17 protein-coding genes are annotated in these 17,195 nt (G+C 67.6%); 1 reads left to right on the top strand and 16 read right to left on the bottom strand.

What is annotated here, in order from left to right; genetic code table 11:
* Window positions 1–135: 135 nt before the first annotated feature.
* The 13 genes from ACTIF6_RS04585 to ACTIF6_RS04525 form a co-directional block, all read right to left on the bottom strand.
* The gene (locus ACTIF6_RS04585; protein WP_439586825.1) at window positions 136–324 is read right to left on the bottom strand and encodes a hypothetical protein; all 189 of its coding nucleotides are present in this window, start codon (window positions 322–324) and stop codon (window positions 136–138) included.
* A 6-nt stretch (window positions 325–330) separates the two neighbouring features.
* A complete protein-coding gene (locus ACTIF6_RS04580) occupies window positions 331–1,167 on the bottom strand; it encodes an SAM-dependent methyltransferase (protein WP_439586824.1) in 837 nt (278 codons plus the stop codon).
* Window positions 1,164–2,519, bottom strand: coding sequence for an APC family permease (locus ACTIF6_RS04575; RefSeq protein WP_439586823.1), 1,356 nt, complete (start codon window positions 2,517–2,519; stop codon window positions 1,164–1,166). The genes ACTIF6_RS04580 and ACTIF6_RS04575 overlap by 4 nt, the downstream gene beginning before the upstream one ends.
* Window positions 2,520–2,656: 137 nt before the next feature.
* Window positions 2,657–3,775 (bottom strand): MBL fold metallo-hydrolase, encoded by a 1,119-nt coding sequence (locus ACTIF6_RS04570; RefSeq protein ID WP_439586822.1) that lies wholly within the window; start codon window positions 3,773–3,775, stop codon window positions 2,657–2,659.
* On the bottom strand, window positions 3,772–5,034 hold the full coding sequence (locus tag ACTIF6_RS04565; protein ID WP_439586821.1) for an amidohydrolase family protein: 1,263 nt from the start codon (window positions 5,032–5,034) through the stop codon (window positions 3,772–3,774). The genes ACTIF6_RS04570 and ACTIF6_RS04565 overlap by 4 nt, the downstream gene beginning before the upstream one ends.
* Window positions 5,034–5,957, bottom strand: a complete 924-nt coding sequence (locus ACTIF6_RS04560; protein ID WP_439586820.1) for an ABC transporter permease — start codon at window positions 5,955–5,957, stop codon at window positions 5,034–5,036. Before ACTIF6_RS04560 ends, ACTIF6_RS04565 begins: the two co-directional genes overlap by 1 nt.
* Window positions 5,958–5,963: 6 nt before the next feature.
* Entirely contained in the window at window positions 5,964–7,025 is a 1,062-nt protein-coding gene (locus ACTIF6_RS04555; protein WP_439586819.1) for an ABC transporter permease, read from the bottom strand.
* On the bottom strand, window positions 7,015–8,568 hold the full coding sequence (locus ACTIF6_RS04550) for an ABC transporter ATP-binding protein (protein ID WP_439586818.1): 1,554 nt from the start codon (window positions 8,566–8,568) through the stop codon (window positions 7,015–7,017). The genes ACTIF6_RS04555 and ACTIF6_RS04550 overlap by 11 nt, the downstream gene beginning before the upstream one ends.
* On the bottom strand, window positions 8,565–9,554 hold the full coding sequence (locus ACTIF6_RS04545) for a 5'-methylthioadenosine/S-adenosylhomocysteine nucleosidase (RefSeq protein ID WP_439586817.1): 990 nt from the start codon (window positions 9,552–9,554) through the stop codon (window positions 8,565–8,567). The genes ACTIF6_RS04550 and ACTIF6_RS04545 overlap by 4 nt, the downstream gene beginning before the upstream one ends.
* A gap of 27 nt (window positions 9,555–9,581) precedes the next feature.
* The gene (locus ACTIF6_RS04540; protein WP_439586816.1) at window positions 9,582–10,580 is read right to left on the bottom strand and encodes a BMP family protein; all 999 of its coding nucleotides are present in this window, start codon (window positions 10,578–10,580) and stop codon (window positions 9,582–9,584) included.
* A gap of 47 nt (window positions 10,581–10,627) precedes the next feature.
* A complete protein-coding gene (gene upp / locus ACTIF6_RS04535) occupies window positions 10,628–11,257 on the bottom strand; it encodes a uracil phosphoribosyltransferase (RefSeq protein ID WP_439586815.1) in 630 nt (209 codons plus the stop codon).
* 27 nt (window positions 11,258–11,284) lie between these two features.
* Window positions 11,285–12,517 carry a URC4/urg3 family protein gene (locus ACTIF6_RS04530; RefSeq protein WP_439586932.1) on the bottom strand — a complete coding sequence of 411 codons (1,233 nt, stop codon included), beginning with the start codon at window positions 12,515–12,517 and terminating at the stop codon, window positions 11,285–11,287.
* A 5-nt stretch (window positions 12,518–12,522) separates the two neighbouring features.
* The gene (locus tag ACTIF6_RS04525) at window positions 12,523–13,830 is read right to left on the bottom strand and encodes a GTP cyclohydrolase II (protein WP_439586814.1); all 1,308 of its coding nucleotides are present in this window, start codon (window positions 13,828–13,830) and stop codon (window positions 12,523–12,525) included.
* A gap of 114 nt (window positions 13,831–13,944) precedes the next feature.
* Here ACTIF6_RS04525 and ACTIF6_RS04520 point away from each other — a divergent pair, with 114 nt between their 5' ends.
* Window positions 13,945–14,244 carry a hypothetical protein gene (locus tag ACTIF6_RS04520; protein WP_439586813.1) on the top strand — a complete coding sequence of 100 codons (300 nt, stop codon included), beginning with the start codon at window positions 13,945–13,947 and terminating at the stop codon, window positions 14,242–14,244.
* 39 nt (window positions 14,245–14,283) lie between these two features.
* On the opposite strand, the gene ACTIF6_RS04515 is transcribed toward ACTIF6_RS04520, so the two are convergent.
* The 3 genes from ACTIF6_RS04515 to ACTIF6_RS04505 form a co-directional block, all read right to left on the bottom strand.
* Window positions 14,284–15,345, bottom strand: a complete 1,062-nt coding sequence (locus tag ACTIF6_RS04515) for a porin (protein ID WP_439586812.1) — start codon at window positions 15,343–15,345, stop codon at window positions 14,284–14,286.
* A 64-nt stretch (window positions 15,346–15,409) separates the two neighbouring features.
* On the bottom strand, window positions 15,410–16,207 hold the full coding sequence (locus tag ACTIF6_RS04510; RefSeq protein WP_439586811.1) for an enoyl-CoA hydratase-related protein: 798 nt from the start codon (window positions 16,205–16,207) through the stop codon (window positions 15,410–15,412).
* A complete protein-coding gene (locus ACTIF6_RS04505; RefSeq protein ID WP_439586810.1) occupies window positions 16,204–17,193 on the bottom strand; it encodes an NAD(P)H-dependent flavin oxidoreductase in 990 nt (329 codons plus the stop codon). The genes ACTIF6_RS04510 and ACTIF6_RS04505 overlap by 4 nt, the downstream gene beginning before the upstream one ends.
* Window positions 17,194–17,195: the final 2 nt, after the last annotated feature.

Genomic DNA, 17,195 nt, shown 5'->3' with positions numbered 1-17,195 from the left:
CGACGGTGAATGCGGAGGGAGATCAATTGCAACTTGAATTTCCAAGTCCACGAGTTTTCGTGATACGGCAATTTTTGAGCGCTACAGAGTGCGAAGCACTGCTGAGCCTGGCTGAGCAAACGGGTTTGCGATCGATCAGCCCGCCAGGTTGCGGAACAGGTAGCGCGCCAGCGCAGCCCAGAAATCACCGCCTGAATGCTGCCGCCAGATCACCGACACGTCCGCGTACCCTTTGTGGAAGATCATGGAGAGCATCCCGATCAGGATCAGGATGCTGACGACCTGCAGCACGGTCTTGAAGAGGGCGTCGCGGTCGGGGGACATCGGCCGCTATTGTGCGCGCGTGGCCTTCCAGGCGCTGCCGCCATTCACCCTGCCCTGCATGTCGCTACCCTTCACCTCGCCGGCGTAGCGCAGACCGTCCACGATGAACTGGATCTGAGTCCCGACCAGGCGCGCATCGCGCACGGGCAAGGCCTGGCCGCCTTGTCGCAGCGTGCCCTTGAGCTTCTGGAACGTCTGTTCCAGCACCAGTTCCTGGCCATTGCCCATGCGCCAGGTGCCGGCCACCTGGGCAGGCACGGTCCACTGGTAGGCCTCGCAGTAGGTGCGGCAGCCTTCCACCACCCGCTGCACCTGGTCGGGCTCCCAGTCGTCCATGTTGAAGGAGTTGGAGACGATGCGCGTGCCGGGCTTCATGGCGAGCAGGGTGGGCCGCAGGCGCATGTTCAGTTCGGGCAGCAGGAACAGGGTGATCACGGTGGCCTTCGAGAAGTCGGACTCGAAGATGTCGGCCTTCTCGAACGTGGCGCGCGCACTCACCCCTTCGGCTTGCGCGGCGCGCTTGGACAGCGCCACCATGTCGGGGTTGTATTCGATGCCGTGGGCCGTGGCACCGCGCTTGGCGGCGGTGATGACGAGGCGACCATCGCCCGAACCCAGGTCGATCAGGTGGTCCTGGGGGGTGAGTTTCGCCATCTCCAGCATGCGATCGACCAGCACCTGCGACGTGGGGATCCAGATGACGTCCTTGCCGGACTGACCCTCCGAAGGCTGGTAAGTGGGCGCGGGCGCGGACGCGGGTGTCTGCGCCATGGCCTGGGTGGCCAATGCCGAGGCTGCCGTGAAGATCGCAGCGGCCAGCAAGGAGGGGCGAAGTTTCATCATGATGGGTCTCCTGATGGTTGGGAATTCGTGGACTGGAAGAGCAGGATCGGCGCTCCTGCGATCAGGACGCCGAGCCCGACCAGGGCAGCGGGACCGGTGTGCATCACGCTGGCGTGAAGCATGTACATGCAGGTCAGGCAGAAGAGGATGGGCGTGATGGGATACAGCGGCACGCGGAACGGCAGCGCCCGGTGCGGGTCGCGCCAGCGCAGCACGAACAGCGAACCGCCTATGAGCAGCAGGAACATCCAGAACACCGGCGCGGTGTAGTCGACCATCGCCTTGAAGCCATCCGGGGTGACGGAGCCCATGGCGATGAGCGCGAGGGCGATGACACCCTGCACGATCTGAGCATTCGCGGGCGTTCCGCCACGCCCGTTCCACACGCCCATCCAGCGCATCACGCTCAGGTCGCAGCCCATGGCGTAGAACACACGGCCTCCGGTAAAGATGGTGGCGTTCAGCGTGGAAATGGCGGCCACGACCACGGCCAGCGTGACCAGCATCTCGCCCGATGGCCCCGCCGCCGCGCGCATCATGTCGGCCGCCACGGCGTCTGACGCGCGCAGACCATCGAGGCCGAGGATGGAGAGCAGCGCCATGTTGGCGAGCACATACAGGGTCACCAGCAGCGCGGTGCCCAGGGTGAGCACCTTGGCGATGTTGCGCGGCGCATCGCGCAGCTCGCCGCTCAGATAGGCCGCGTCGCTCCATCCACCATAGGTGAGCAGCACGAAGATCATCGCCACGCCCAGCGCGGCGGCTTCCTCGGGCACGGCCAGGGTGGCCGGGGCCGCGGGCGCGGCCGGTCCGAAAAAACCGAAACCGATGATGGCGAGCATGGCGCCGATCTGGATGAAGGTCACCACGATCTGCAGGTTCTTGCCGGCGGCGGTGCCCACCACGTTGACACCCGTCAGCACGATCACGGCCAGCGCGGCGTAGACCGCAGACCCATGCGGGCCGATGGGCACCACCTGGGAGACGTAGTCCCCCAGCAAGAAGGCGACCAGGGCAATCGAGCCGGTCTGGATGACCGTGCAGCGCGCCCAGCCGAACATCATGGCCACGGGCCGGCCGTAAGCCCGCGAAAGAAAATGGTATTCACCTCCCGCATGCGGATGGGCGGCGGCCAGCTCTGCGTAACAGAGTGCACCAATGAGGGTGATCAAGCCGCCCACCAGCCAGACCAGGATGAACATGGCTTCCGAGCCCACGCCATCGGCCACGATGGAGGGCGTGCGGAAAATGCCGATGCCCACCACCAGCCCCACCATGATCACCACCGCATCGAAGACGGACAACTGCGGCTGTGGCCGCGCGTGCACCTCAGCGCGGGGCGGTCCGGCCATGCGGCACCCCTCTTCTGCATCCAGGCCTCATGGGCTTGTCTCCTGTGTTGTCTTTTGGTTTTTTCACCCGCTGATGGAACGCACCCGGCCCGCAGAGTTCCCGGCATGGTGGCAAGGAATGGCGCGAGGGCCGGTCCTCAGTCCAGCGGCCAGGGCAGGTCTCGTTGAATTCTGGATGCCGGTGGGGTGCCCGGGCTTTCGTCCCCCACCTCCAACCCGCGCCACCAGGGCACCACCGCCTGAAGATGCGCGGGCTCGACCGCTTCGCCCAGGCGGGGCATGAGCAGGGGCGTGCCGTGCGAGGGCGCGAGCTTCAGCAGCGTCTCCACCGGCTCATCCCACTCGTGCATGGCCAGGCTGAAGGTGCCCCAGTGCACGGGCAGGAAGGCACCACCGCCCAGCAGCGCGTGGGCCTTCAGGGCGTTGACCGGCCCCAGGTGGATGTCGCCCCACGCCGGATGGAAGGCGCCCACCTCGAGTATGACCAGGTCGAACGGGCCCAGCCGTTCGCGGATGGCGGCGTATTCGGTGGTGAGGCCAGTGTCGCCACTGAAGAACACACGGTGGCGCTCGGACTGCACCACCATCGAAGACCACAGCGTGGCGTTGCGGTCCTTGAAGCCGCGGCCCGAGAAATGCTGGGAGGGCGCGGCGGTGATGGTGAGGCCTGTTCCCGGCACTCGGTGGCTTTCCCACCAATCGAGTTCGGTGATGCGCTCGGCCGCCACGCCCCAGGCCTGCAAGTGGGCGCCCACGCCGAGCGAGGTGACAAAGGGCACGGCACTGTGTCTGGCGAGCGCCCGGATGGTGGGGTAGTCCAGGTGGTCGTAGTGGTCGTGCGAGATCACCACCACGTCCACCTCGGGCATCTGCCGCAGGCGCAGCGGCACCGGCTGGAAGCGCTTGGGACCGAGCAGGCGAAAGGGCGAGGCGCGCGTGCCCCACACCGGATCGGTCAGCACGCGGTGGCCGTCGATCTCGATGAGCACGGTGGAGTGGCCCAGCCACGTGGCGCGCAGGCCGCTTTGCACCGGTCGGCTCCAGGCCTCGCGCGGATCGACGGACGGCAGCGGCCCGCCCGGTGTGCGCCGCCCACCGGAACTCAGGAACTCCTTGAGCGTGGGCCGGGGCACGCTGGCATCCCGCAATCCCGGCAACACGGGATGCTGGTTGCGAAAGCCTTCGCCAGTCCAAAGATTCGATGCCCGCATGCGCTCCAGCCGTTCGCCCTGGGCGCGTCTACCGAACGAGTTCATGGCAAGACCCCTTGACGACCTGGCAGTGACAGCCGCGCGCAGGCCGGCGCCATTTCCGACAACAAGCGTCCTTTGCGCCACACCTTCAGGCGCGTGGCACGCAGGCGGATGGCCTCGATGGGGTCGCGCGCCTGCAGCAGCACGAAGCTGGCGTCCTTGCCCGGCGCGATCCCGTAGTTGCCCAGGCCCATGACCTTCGCCGCATTCGTCGTCACGGCGTCGAAACACTGGCGCATGCCGGCCTGGCTGGTCATCTGCGCCACATGCAGGCCCATGTGCGCCACTTCCAGCATGTCGCCGCTGCCCAGCGAGTACCAGGGGTCCATCACGCAGTCGTGGCCGAAAGCCACCGTGACGCCGGCGGCCATGAGCTCGGGCACACGCGTCATGCCGCGCCGCTTCGGGTAGGTGTCGTGCCGGCCCTGCAGGGTGATGTTGATGAGCGGGTTGGCCACGGCGCTCACACCCGACTCGGCGATCAGCGGGATCAGCTTGCTCACGTAGTAGTTGTCCATGCTGTGCATGGAAGTGAGGTGCGAGCCGTTCACGCGCCCCTGCAAACCCAGGCGCTGCGTCTCGAAGGCCAGGGTCTCGATGTGGCGCGAGAGCGGGTCGTCGCTCTCGTCGCAATGCATGTCCACCGGCAGGCCTCGCTCGGCGGCCAGTTCACACAGCAGCCTTACGCTGGCTGCGCCCTCGCCCATGGTGCGTTCGAAGTGCGGGATGCCACCCACCACATCCACGCCCAGGTCCAGTGCACGTTTCAGGTTGTCGAGCCCTCCCGGTGAGCGCAGCACGCCGTCTTGCGGGAAGGCGACAAGTTGAACGTCCAGGTACGACGCCATGCGCTTCCTGGCTTCGAGCATGGCACGCACCGGCCGCAGGCTGGGGTCGCTGGTGTCCACGTGGCTGCGAATGGCGAGCAGACCCTTGGCCAAGGCCCAGTCGCCGTACGCCAGCGCGCGTTCCACCAGCGCTTCTTCGGTCAACAAGGGTTTGAGCTCGCCCCACAGCGCAATGCCTTCGAGCAGCGTGCCACTCTGATTGACGCGCGGCAGGCCGTAGCTGAGCGTGGCGTCCATGTGGAAGTGCGGGTCGCAGAAAGGCGGTGTGAGCAACTGGCCGCCCGCATCCAGCGTTTCGTGCGCGGGCGCATCCAGCCCGGGGCTCACCTCCACGATGTGCCCGCCCTGTACGGCAACGCTCATGCCGGTACGGCCGTCGGGCAGGCTGGCCTGGGTGATCAGCAGGTCGAGCATCAGCGTTCACCTTTGCGGTAGGGTTTCATCAACGCCTGAGGATACGCCGCGCGGCGCGCCACCAGCACCAGCGCGAGGATGGACAAGGCGTACGGCAGCATCAGGTAGATCTGGTAGGGCACCACGCTGCCACCGGATTGCTGCAGGCGCAACTGCAGCGCGTCGAAGAAGGCAAACAGCAGCGCGCCCAGCAGCGCCTTGCCGGGGCGCCACGAGGCGAACACCACCAGCGCCACGCAGATCCAGCCCCGGCCGTTGACCATGTTGAAGAAGAAGGCGTTGAAAGCCGAGAGCGTGAGGAAGGAGCCGGCCACGCCCATGAGGGCCGAACCGAGCACGATGGCGCTGGTGCGCACCGCCGCCACCGACAGGCCCTGCCCTTCGGCGGCCTGAGGGTTCTCGCCCACCATGCGCACAGCCAGCCCGGCCGGCGTGCGGTAGAGCACCCAGGCGAACACCGGCACGGCCAGTAGCGCCAGCAGGGTCAGCGGCGTCTGGGCGGACAGCACCGGGATGCCGAGCCACTCCATGGGCGCGAAGGGTGTGATGGTGGGCGGTGTGTTCACCTTCGGAAAACTCACGCGGTAGGCAAAGTAGCTCAGCGCCGTGGCCAGCAGGGTGATGCCCAGGCCCGCCACGTGCTGCGAGAGCGCCAGACCCACGGTGAGCGCGGCGTGCAGCAGGCCGAAGACCGCGCCGGTGAGCGCTGCCACCGCCACCCCGCTCCACAGCGGCAGACCCAGGTACACCGCGAGCCAGCCGGCCAGCGCGCCGGCAACCATGATGCCTTCGATGCCGAGGTTGAGAACGCCCGCACGCTCGCACCACAACACCCCCAGCGTGCCCAGGATGAGGGGCGTGGCGATGCGCAGCACCGCAATCCAGAACGCGGGGTTGGTGAGGATGTCGATCCACTCGCTCATGGCGACTCAGCTCCGGCGCAGGCGGTACTGCGCGAGCAGGCTGGCCACCAGCACCGACAGCAGCGACACGGCCACGATCACGTCGGCCAGGTAGGTGGGCACACCGATGGCGCGGCTCATGCTGTCGGCACCCACCAGCACACCCGCGATGAACACCGCCGCCGCGATCACCCCCAATGGGTGCAGGCCGGCGAGCATGGCGATGACGATGCCGCTGTAGCCGTAGCCCGGCGACATGTCCAGCGTGACGTAGCCGGCCCGCCCCGCCACCTCAATGGCGCCGCCCAACCCGGCGAGTGCGCCCGAGAGCAGCGCCACCAGCACCACCGTGCGCGTGACCGGCACGCCGGCAAAGGCGGCGGCCCGCGCATTGGCGCCCACCGCGCGAATGTCGAAGCCCAGCACGGTGTACTTGATCAGCACCCAGAGCATCACGGCCAGCGAGACCGCCCACAGCAGGCCGGTGTGCAGGCGCGTGCGTTCGACGAGCCGGCCGAGCTCCACCTCCGGCATCAGCGCCACGCTCTGTGGCCAGCCCAGGGCCATGGGATCTTTCATGGGACCGTCGAGCAACGCAGACACCAGCAACAGCGCAATGAAGTTGAGCAACAGCGTGGTCACCACCTCGTCCACACCCAGGCGCAGTTTCATGAGCGCAGGTCCCAGCAGCAACAGAGCACCGGCGAGCGCGGCGGCCAGCATCATGAGCGGAAACAGCAGCCACACCGGCCATCCGAGCCCAGTGCCACCATGCAGCCCACCCACGGCCACCGCCGCCAGCGCGCCAGCGTACAGCTGGCCTTCGGCGCCGATGTTGAACAGGCGCGCCTTGAATGCCACCATGGCGGCCAGCCCCGTGAGCATGAGCGGCACGGCGCGTGTGAGGGTTTCGCTCCAGGCGAAGAGCGAGCCGAACGCACCCTGCATCAGCAAGCCGAAGGTCTGGCCCACGGGCGCGCCGGCCCAGAGTACCAGCCCGCTGCTGACCAGCAGCGTGAACGCAATGGCGATGACCGAGGCACCAGCCACGGCCAGCGGTGAGGCCTGCGCCCGCCGCTCAAACCGCATGTCCAGCCCCCGCCATGGCCAGGCCGATGCGCTCGCGCGTCCATGCATCCGCGGGCAAGGCTTCTGTCAAGTGGCCCTGGTGCATCACGGCGATGCGGTCACCCAGCGCCATGACCTCGTCGAGGTCGTCTGAAATGACCAGCACCGCTGCGCCGGCGTCGCGCGCCTCGATCAACTGGCGGTGCACGTAAGCCACGGCACCGATGTCGAGTCCCCATGTAGGCTGGTGCGCGACGATCAGGACAGGTGTTGCGGCCTCACCTTCCGGAGAAAGCAAGGCGCGTCCCAGAATGAGCTTCTGCATGTTCCCGCCCGAGAGCGCACGCGCGGGCATGGCCGGCCCGCCACCGCGCACGTCGAAGGCTTCGATCACGCGCTGCGCGTGCCGCCGCGCCGCACGCAGCCGCACCCAGGGGCCACGCGAAAACGCCCGGCTGCGCAGGCGCTCGGCCACGGCGTTCTCCCACACCGGCAAATCGCCCACCACGCCCACGGCGTGCCGGTCTTCCGGGATGCGGGCCACACCCTGCGACACCAGCCAGGCCGGCGAGGCGCGCAAAGCTTGCCCTTGGAACTGCACCTCGCCCGCACTGGCGGCACGCATGCCGCACAGCAACTCCGCCAGCGCCACCTGGCCGTTGCCCGAGACGCCAGCGATGGCCAGGATCTCGCCCGCGCGAAGGCTCAGCGAAACCCCATCGAGCCGGTCGCGCACACCCGACGGCGTGCTGACCTCGCGCAAGGTGCAGACCTCGCGGCCCACGGCGCCGGCCGGCCGGCGCTCGGCCGCGTCCACCGCATGCCCCACCATCCACTGCGCCAGTTGTGCCTGCGTGGTGCCGGCCACCGGCGCTTCGGCCACCAGCTTCCCCTGGCGCAGCACGGCCACCCGGTGCGAAACGCGCAGCACCTCGGCCAGCTTGTGGCTGATGAAGATGATGGACAGGCCCTGCGCCACCATCTGCGAGAGCGTGGCGAACAGCGCTTCGCTTTCCTGCGGCGTGAGCACCGCGGTGGGCTCGTCCAGGATCAGGATGCGCGCGCCCCGGTACAGCGCCTTCAGGATCTCCACGCGCTGGCGCTCGCCCACCGAAAGACTGCCCACCAGCGCATCGCATTGCACGGCCAGGCCGAAGCGCTCGGCCACCTGCACCAGGCGCGCACGGCCCTCGGCCCGGCGCGACAACGGCCGCCACAGCGGCTCGGTGCCCATCATCACGTTGTCGAGCACGGAGAGGTTGTCGGCCAGCGTGAAGTGCTGGTGCACCATGCCGATGCCGGCCGCCAGCGCCGCGCGCGGCTGCCCTGGTGCCAGGCGCTGACCATGCACCTCGATCTCGCCTTCATCGGCCACGTAGTGCCCGAACAGAATCGACACCAGCGTGGACTTGCCGGCCCCGTTCTCACCCAGCAGCGCGAGCACCTCGCCCTCGTCGAGCGAAATCGAGATCGCGTCGTTGGCCACCAGCGCGCCGAAGCGCTTGGTGATACCCACAAGACGCAATACCGTCTGGCGCTCGCCCGACGCTGGCGCGTCGGTCACGGCTGCCACGTGCGCAAAAAGGCCAGCAGCACCTTGGCGGAGTTGTCGGCCGCCAGTCCGAAGAAAGTGCCCATTTCGTTTTCGCCCTCGCCGCCGCCGGCCAGGTCGCTCAGCGAGCGGAAGGCGATGTAAGGCACGCCGTTGCTGTAGGCCACGTGGCCCACGGCGGCCGTTTCCATGTCGAGCACGTTGGCCTCGAAGGTCTTGAAGGTGTATTCGCGGAACGACGCGTTGTCCATGAACGCCTGGCCCGAGACACCGTTGCCACCCACCACCAGCCTGGGCGAGCGCGAAAGGCACTTGCCCGGCGCCGTGCACGCGGACAGTGGGACCTCGAGCCGGCGCGCCGCGGCCAGCATGCCGGGGTCGACCTCGAACCAGAACTTGCGATGTACCTCTTGGCGCTGCGCCGTCACCACCTCCACGCTGCGCGGGAAGAACATGCCGTAGTTGGGGTGCATGGCGTCCTTCATGAACGGCGGCGCGGTGTACCGGCCGGGGCCGGATTCACGGGCGATCAGCACTTCCAGGTACTGGCCCCACTGCTGCGGCACCGACACGTCGCCGATGTGCAGACCCGGGTTCACGCCACCGGCGATGCCGCTGAACACCAGGGCCCGCACGTTGAAGCGGTCCAGCACACGCTGCGTGTTCATGGTCGCGTTGACCATGCTGATGCCCGAGAGGAACAGCACCACCGGCCGCCCGGCCAGCACGCCCGTGGTGAATTCCACGCCCTGCACCCGGTGGGTGACCGGCTCGGTCAGTTGCTGGCGCAGCAGCACCAACTCCGGCGCGAAGGCCGAGAGCACCGCCACCCGCGGTGTGGCATCCAGCCAACCGGCCGCTGCGGTGGCGGTCCTGGCAGGTGCGGCGGATGCAGCCGATGCGGCGTGTGGTGCGGTGCCCGCGCAGCCGCCGAGCAGCAAGCCGGCACCGAGCACACACGCCATTCCGGCGGCGCGCCATGGGTTCCAGACGTTCATGAGGAGCTCCCTGGAGGACGGATGAGGTTACTTGCTCGATTTCGGCTGGCTGTCGTCGACCTTCACGGTGAACTTGCCCGAGAGAATCTCTGCCTCACGCGCCTTCACCTTCGCCACGATCTCGGCCGGCACCTTCTTCTCGAAGGTGCCCAGGGGCGCCATTTCAGAACCCTTGTGCTTCATCATCGAGTACGGGCCGTAATCTTCGGCGGTGAACTTGCCCTCCTTGACCAGCTTGATGGCGCGATCGATCGAAGGTTCCATGTTCCACAGCGCCGAGGCCACCACCGTGTCCGGGTACTGGTCCTGGGTGTTGATCACGTTGCCGATGGCCAGCTTGCCTTTTTCCTTGGCCGCGTCGGACACACCGAAACGTTCGGCGTAGAGGATGTCGGCGCCCTTGTCGATCATGGCGAAGGCCGCTTCCTTGGCCTTGGGCGGATCGAACCAGCTGTTGATGAAGCTCACGGTGAACTCGGCCTTGGGGTTGGTCTCCTTGGCACCCGCCATGAAGGCGTGCATCAGGCGATTGACCTCGGGAATGGGGAAGCCGCCGACCAGGCCGATCTTGTTGGTCTTGGTCATGCCGCCGGCGATCATGCCCGTGAGGTAGGCCGGCTCCTGGATGTAGTTGTCGAACACGCTGAAGTTGGGCGCCTGCGGCTTGCCGGACGAACCCATCACGAACGATGTCTTGGGAAAGTCCTTCGCCACCTTGCGCGCTGCGGCTTCCACGCCGAACACCTCACCCACGATGAGCTGGTTGCCACCGGTGGCGTATTCGCGCATCACGCGCTCGTAGTCGGCGTTGGCGACGTTCTCGGTGGCCTTGTACTCGATCTCGCCACGCGCCTCGGCGGCCTTGAGCGCCTTGTGGATGCGGCTCACCCACTGCTGCTCGAAAGGAACGGTGTAGATGGCGGCGACTTTCAGCTTGGCCTGGGCCAGTGCGAGGCCTGGGGACGACAACGCGAGCGCGGCGGCCAGGGCCAGCAGCGGGCGGCGGCGAAGGGAAGTGAGGGACATGGCGCGACTCCTTGGTAGGTGGGGACAGAACAGGAAACGGAACGGTGTCACTGCGTGCCGAAGATGCGGTCGCCCGCGTCGCCAAGGCCGGGAAGGATGTAGCCGTGGCTGTTGAGCTCGCGGTCGATCGCGGCGGTGTAGATGGGCACGTCGGGGTGCGCGCGCTGCAACGCGCCGATGCCCTCGGGACAGGTGAGCAGGCAGACGAACTTGATGGACTTGGGACCGATCTCCTTGAGACGGTCCACGGCGGCAATCGCCGAGTTGCCAGTGGCCAGCATGGGGTCGACCACGATCACGTCGCGCTCGTTCATGTGGGTCGGCATCTTGAAGTAGTACTCCACCGCCGTGAGCGTCTTCGGGTCGCGGTACAAGCCGATGTGGCCGACGCGCGCGCCCGGCACCACGCTGAGCATGCCGTCCAGGATGCCGTTGCCCGCGCGCAGGATGGAGACGAACACCAGCTTCTTGCCGTCGATGACCCTGGCCTGCATCGTCTCCAGCGGTGTCTCGATCTCGATGTCCTGCATGGGCATGTCGCGCGTGACCTCGTAGGTCATGAGCATGGCCATCTCGTTGAGCAGACGACGGAAGCTGTTGGTGCTGGCGTCCTTGCGGCGCATCAGGGTGAGCTTGTGCTGCACCAGGGGGTGGTTGATGAGGTGGACGTTGCTCATGGTGGTAGCCCTTGAGGGTGGAAAGAGTCAGAACACCGTGCCATCGCTGGCGATGTGGAAGGGCGGCAAACCGCCACGCAAGCGCTGTGCCAGCAGCCGCCCCGCCCCCCATGTGCCGCCTTCGAGCACACAGGCCAGCGGAAGCTGATGGGCCTGCAGGCCCAGCTCGGTGCGCACCAGCGGCGCGAGTTCATCCAGCAAGGCCACGGTGAGTGCCCGCCATTCGACGATGAATTCGTCGCCAGCCTGCCAGGTGCGGGTGGCGTGGTCGGCGGGCAAGGGACGCAGCACGCCAGCATCGATCAGCAGGCCGCCGTTGCGGTACTCGGGCAGACCGGTGAGCGCATCCAGCCCGTCCACCTTCACGCCGGCCCATTCAAACGGCTCCAGCAACGAATAGGTCAGCCATTGCGAGAGTTTGTGGAATGGCATCCAGCCCTCGGTGAGCCCCGGGCCCTGCACGTCGGCGTGCCGCCAGCAATCGCCTACGGCGATGCCACCCAGCCGGTTCTGCGCGGGCCAGATGTCCGACAGCGTGTCGAGCAGCGTCTTGAGGATGTCGTGCGCTTTGAGTGTGGGTGCCTGCAGGGCGTCGTACAGCGCACCCGGGCGCCCGGCTGGCCCATAGGTTCCGGTGTGGCCGAGCATCGCCACGCCAAGACGGCGCAGCACATCGACCCGGCCTTCGAGTCCGATCAGCGGATTGCCCTCGCTCACCTGAAACGCCTCGCCCAGCTTTTCGGCGGTGAGTGCGGCCAGGCCCGCTGCATCCACGCGCAACGGCTGCGCCGGATCGCCGGAGAACAGGCCGGCGGTGAAGGCATGGATGCTCGCCACGCCCAGGCCTTCGGAGCGCGAGAAGCTCTGTCCACTTGCGGTTTCGACATAGCGCCAGGCGGCGCCCGCACCGGCATCGAGCAGCACGCTCACCAGCGCCAGGTCGATCTGCGTGCGTGCCCGCTCGCTGGCATCCACCGGACCCAGCAGCGCATCGAGTTGCGCCCGCCGGTCCACCTGCCCGGCCTCGAAGTGGCGCCAGCGGCTGTGGTACGGGATGCGCAGGTCGGGGAAGCGCTGCCGCGTGAGCTCGGCCACGGTGCGGGCGGCCGATTTCAAGGCAGCATCATCCACCGCGAAGTTGGCCGACTTGCCCGCGCGGGCCCGCACCAGCAAGGCCTGGGCGCGCTCGCGAATCGCCACGGTAGAACGCAGCGCACTCACCGCCCCGGCGGCGGTGGCCATATCGGCCTCGGGCTGAATGCCGCTCAAGCGCCCAGCCCCCGACCCTTGGCGATCTTGAGTTCCTCCGCGCCGGGCACCAGGCCCGGCGTGAAGTAGCCCGCCGCCATCTTGGCGTCCATTTCCACGCGCGCGTCGGCGGGAATGAGTTCGTCCGGGATGTTGATGCGCTCGCCCACCTCGATGCCGCCACCCGTGATGGCGTCGTACTTCATGTTGCTCATGGACACCAGGCGGTGGATCTTCTGCACACCCAGCCAGTGCAGCACGTCGGGCATGAGTTCCTGGAAGCGCATGTCCTGCACGCCGGCCACGCATTCGGTGCGGGCGAAGTACTGGTCGGCCGTGTCGCCGCCTACCTGGCGCTTGCGCGCGTTGTAGACCAGGAACTTGGTCACTTCGCCCAGCGCGCGGCCTTCCTTGCGCGAATAGGCCACCAGCCCCACGCCGCCGCGCTGCGCGCCGAGGATGCATTCTTCGATGGCGTGCGTGAGGTAAGGCCGGCAAGTGCAGATGTCGGAACCGAACACGTCGGAGCCGTTGCACTCGTCGTGCACGCGGGCCGTCAGCGTCACATCCGGGTTGGCGAGGTCGCGCGGCTCGCCAAAGATGTAGACCGTCTGCCCGCCAATGGGCGGCAGGAAGACCGAGAGGTCCGATCGCGTGACCAGCTCGGGGTACATGCCGCCGGTTTCCTCGAACAGCACGCGGCGCAGGTCGGTCTCGCTGCAGCCAAAGCGCTTCGCCACGCCCGGCAGGTACCAGACCGGTTCCACCGCCACCTTGGTCACCACCGCCGCGCCACCCGGCGTGAGGAACTTGCCGTCGGGTTTGAGCCGACCTTTCAGCAAGGCATCGATCACCTCGGGCAGGATCACGTGCGCCTTGGTCACGGCGATGGTGGGACGGATGTCGTAGCCCGCGCCCAGTTCGGTGGCGTACACATCGGCCACCACCGCACCCCAGGGGTCGATGCTGACGATCTTCTCCGGGTCGGCCCACTGCGGATAGGGGCCAATGATGTCGGTGGGCGAGGTGTTGGTGAGGTCGGCCCGATGCTCACGCTTGAGCGCCCCTGCCGCCACCGCCAGTGCGCGATACACGCTGTAACTGCCACTGTGCGTGCCGATCACGTTGCGATGCGCCAGGTTCAGCGTGGTGCCCACCACCGGCCCGCGCTCCCGCGCAGTGGCCGCGCCCCACTGGATGGGCAGCGCGCCGAAACCACCGGAATGCGAGGTGAGGCGGATGTGCCGGGGATGCGGCGAGTTGGGCGAGGGTGGTACTTCAGCGGCCACGAGGCCTGTCGGCGACGAAGAATCTGCGGACGTCATGGGAAGCTCCTAGGACTGGCCCACCCAAGCAAGCTCAGTGCCAGACATCTTATGCCTGCGCCGGCGTCATGCCCTTAAGTACAATCGCCGACCCGCCTACCACCCACTGCCCCCATGCACTACTCCGCCTCCCACCACAAGCTCAAGCTCATCCTGGCCGCGCACGGCCTGAAGCCGGGCGATGCGGGCGGCATCGACCAGCTCTTCGGCGGCAAGGATGGCTACTACTGGTTCGGCACCGTGCGCGACCTGTGCCCGGAAGGCAAGACGCTGTCGTGGGAGAGCCAGTACGCCATGGTCAATGCCATTCAGGCGCACGAAAATGCAACGGCCGAGGAAGACGAGATGAAACCGCAGGTGCCCAGCGCCGCGAACATCGCCGCGCTGTCCAAGCTGCTGGCCGATCCGATCTGAGCGCCAGGGGAGCCGTGCGGCCCCCCATCCGCTCTTTCATCAGAAGCTGTGGCGCAAGCCCAGGTCGATGCCGCGCGACGAGGCGTTGGCTCCGGTCACCGAGCCATTGAGCGAATACGTCGCGCCACCCCGGTTGCTCACGTGCGCCAGCGTACCGTAGACGGCCGTGCGCTTGGAGAGGTTGTGTACATAGCCCACCGCCAGTTTTCGGGTCTTGGGCTCGAGGCCGGTCTTGCGCTGGTAGTCGCCGTAGGAGGCGCGCACCAGGCCGGAGCCCACGCGCCATTCCACGCCAGTCTGGATGCCTTCGCCCTTGACCGTGCCCAGACGTTCGTTCGCGTAGCCAAAGGCCACCTTCGCATTGCCGAAATCGTAGGAGATGCCGACGTTGCCGGGGCGTGAGTCGTTGCCGAGCTGCTTGAGCTTGCCGGTGGCGAAGGCCACATTGATCGGGCCTTGCGCCCAGCCCAGGCGGAAGCCCTGGTAGTTGCCATCGTCTTCGGTGGCGCCAGCCGCATTCTCCCCAAACGCCACCATGGCGTGGCCGTAGAAGCCGCCCAGGCCGGAAGGCAGGATGTAGCCGATGCTGTTGGACGCACGAATGCCCGCCGGCGTGCTGGACGTGACGCCCAGCAGCGCAGAGATGCTGGTGCCGACGCCGGCATTGCCGAAGGAGTCGAACGCGCCCATGTTGCTGTAGGTGGGCACGTAATCGCGGCCCAGCCTCAGCTCACCGAACGGGCTGAACAGGCTCAGCGTGGAGCGCCGGTTGAAGGTCAGACCCTGGGCACCTCCGAGGCCAGGCCCTGCGGCCGGCTGGTTGTTCACGTTGGAAGCGAAGCCCGCACCCGTGTCGGTAGCGACACCCGCTTCCAGCCAGAAGCCGGCGGACCATCCGCTGCCGAGGTCTTCGACACCGCGAAAGCCCAGCCGCGTCGTGGTGTTGCCGGAATGGGTGAGCTGGGTCCGGTTGGACACGCTGCCGTGGCCGACTGCCACCAGTGTGTCCAGCACGCCGAACAGGGTCACGTTGCTCTGCGCGGACGCGGCGGCCGACAGGGCCAACAGGGGAAGGCTCAGCAGGGCTTTCTTGTTTCTCATCGATGTCTCCAGGGTTTTGGTTGGGGGAAGGGAGGAAAAAGAAGGTCGGCAAGCGCTTGGCCGCCTACCGACCCGTGAAGCGCGGCGCTCGCCGCTCGAGAAAAGCGTTCACGCCCTCGATGCAGTCGTCGCTGCGGCCGAGTTCGTGCTGAAGGCGGGTTTCCAGGGCCAGTTGCTCGTGCAGCGTTGCCTCCGGGGCGGCCTGCAAGGCGGTCTTGATGTGGCGCAGTGCGAGGGCCGGACCGCTGGCAAATCGCGCGCACAGCGCCTCGGCCTCGGGCATGAGCGCGTCGGCGGATGTCGCACGCCAGATCAGGCCGGCCTGCTGCGCCGCTTCGGCGGTCATCGCCTCGCCCAGCAGGCACAAGGCCATTGCGCGAGCCGGACCGATCAGGCGAGGCAGGATCCAGGTGGCGCCGGCATCGGGCATGACCCCGATGCGCACGAAGGCCAGCACGAACGAAGCACCTTGCGCGGCCAGGACCACGTCACCCGCCAGCGCCAGGCTCACGCCCGCACCGGCTGCCACGCCATTGACCGCCACCACCACGGGCACGGGCAAGGCACGCAGCCGCATCACCAGGGGATTGAAGTCGCGCTCGAGCATGGTGCCCAGGTCGCGCCGTCCATCGGGGCCGCATTCGGGTGTGCTGGCCAGGTCGGCGCCCGAGCAGAATCCGCGCCCGGTGCCGGTCAGCAGCACGCAGCGCAGCGTGTCGTCCTGTTCGAGCACGGTCAGCACTTCGCGCAGATCGCAGTGCATGTCGGCCGACAGGCCGTTGAGTTGCGCGGGCCGGTCGAGCGTCACGCGGGCGATGCCGCGCTCGCACTCGAACCGCACGGTGCGGTGCGTGGGCGTCATGGCAGGATGGCCTCGCTGTTTCCGCGCAGCGCAGGGCTCACCGGCAAGCGGCAGGCTGCGGCGTACTCGGCGGCCATGCGGTCCACGAGTTCCCGCACCGGCGGGATGTCGTGAATGGTGGCCACCCCGTGGCCCGCACTCCAGAAATCGCGCCAGGCCTTGGCATCGCCGTCGGCAATCGCGGCGATGTCGGGCCGCTTGGGGGGCAGCGTGGCCACGTCGATGCCGAAGCGCTCGATGGAAGGACGCAGGAAGTTCGCGTGCACGCCGGTGAAGCGATCGGTGTTGACGAGGTCATCGACACCGCAGTCGACGATCATCTGCTTGAAGGCCTGCTGCCCGTGGGACTCCTGCGTGGCATTGAAGCGCGTGCCGATGTACGCCAGATCGGCACCGAGCGCTTCGGCGGCGCGGATCTGCCAGCCGTCGTTGATGCCGCCGCCCAGCACCAGGCAACCGTCCCAGAATTCGCGAATTTCGCGCACCAGCGAAAACATGCTCTGGTGGCTGGCATGGCCGCCCGCGCCTCCACCCACGCAGATGAGGCCGTCCACGCCCGCTGCGGCGGCCTTGCGTGCCTGCGCGGCGGTGACCACGTCGGAAAACACCACGCCGCCATAGGCGTGCACGGCTTCGGCGACGGGCGCCGGGTTGCCCAGGCTGGTGAGCACCAGCGGCACGCGATGCTTCACCACGATGGCCAGATCGGGCAGGAAGCGCGGGTTGCTGTGGTGGCACACCAGGTTCACGCCGAAGGGAGCCACCGCCGCCGCTGGATCGCTGCTGGCAGCGGCTGCAAGGCCAGCGCGAAGTTCGTCGAGCCACTGGTCGAGTTGCGAGGAAGGCCTGGCGTTGACGTGGGGGAAGGTGCCCACCACGCCCGCGCGGCACAAGGCCATCACCAGCGGCGGGAAAGACACCAGGAACATGGGCGCGCCAATGGCGGGCAAGCTCAGGCGGCCGGCAAGCAGGTCGGGAATGGGCATGG

The sequence above is a fragment of the Hydrogenophaga sp. genome, assembly GCF_051860785.1.
Classification (GTDB): Bacteria; Pseudomonadota; Gammaproteobacteria; order Burkholderiales; family Burkholderiaceae_C; genus Hydrogenophaga.
This window is presented reverse-complemented; position numbering and strand designations above follow the sequence as displayed.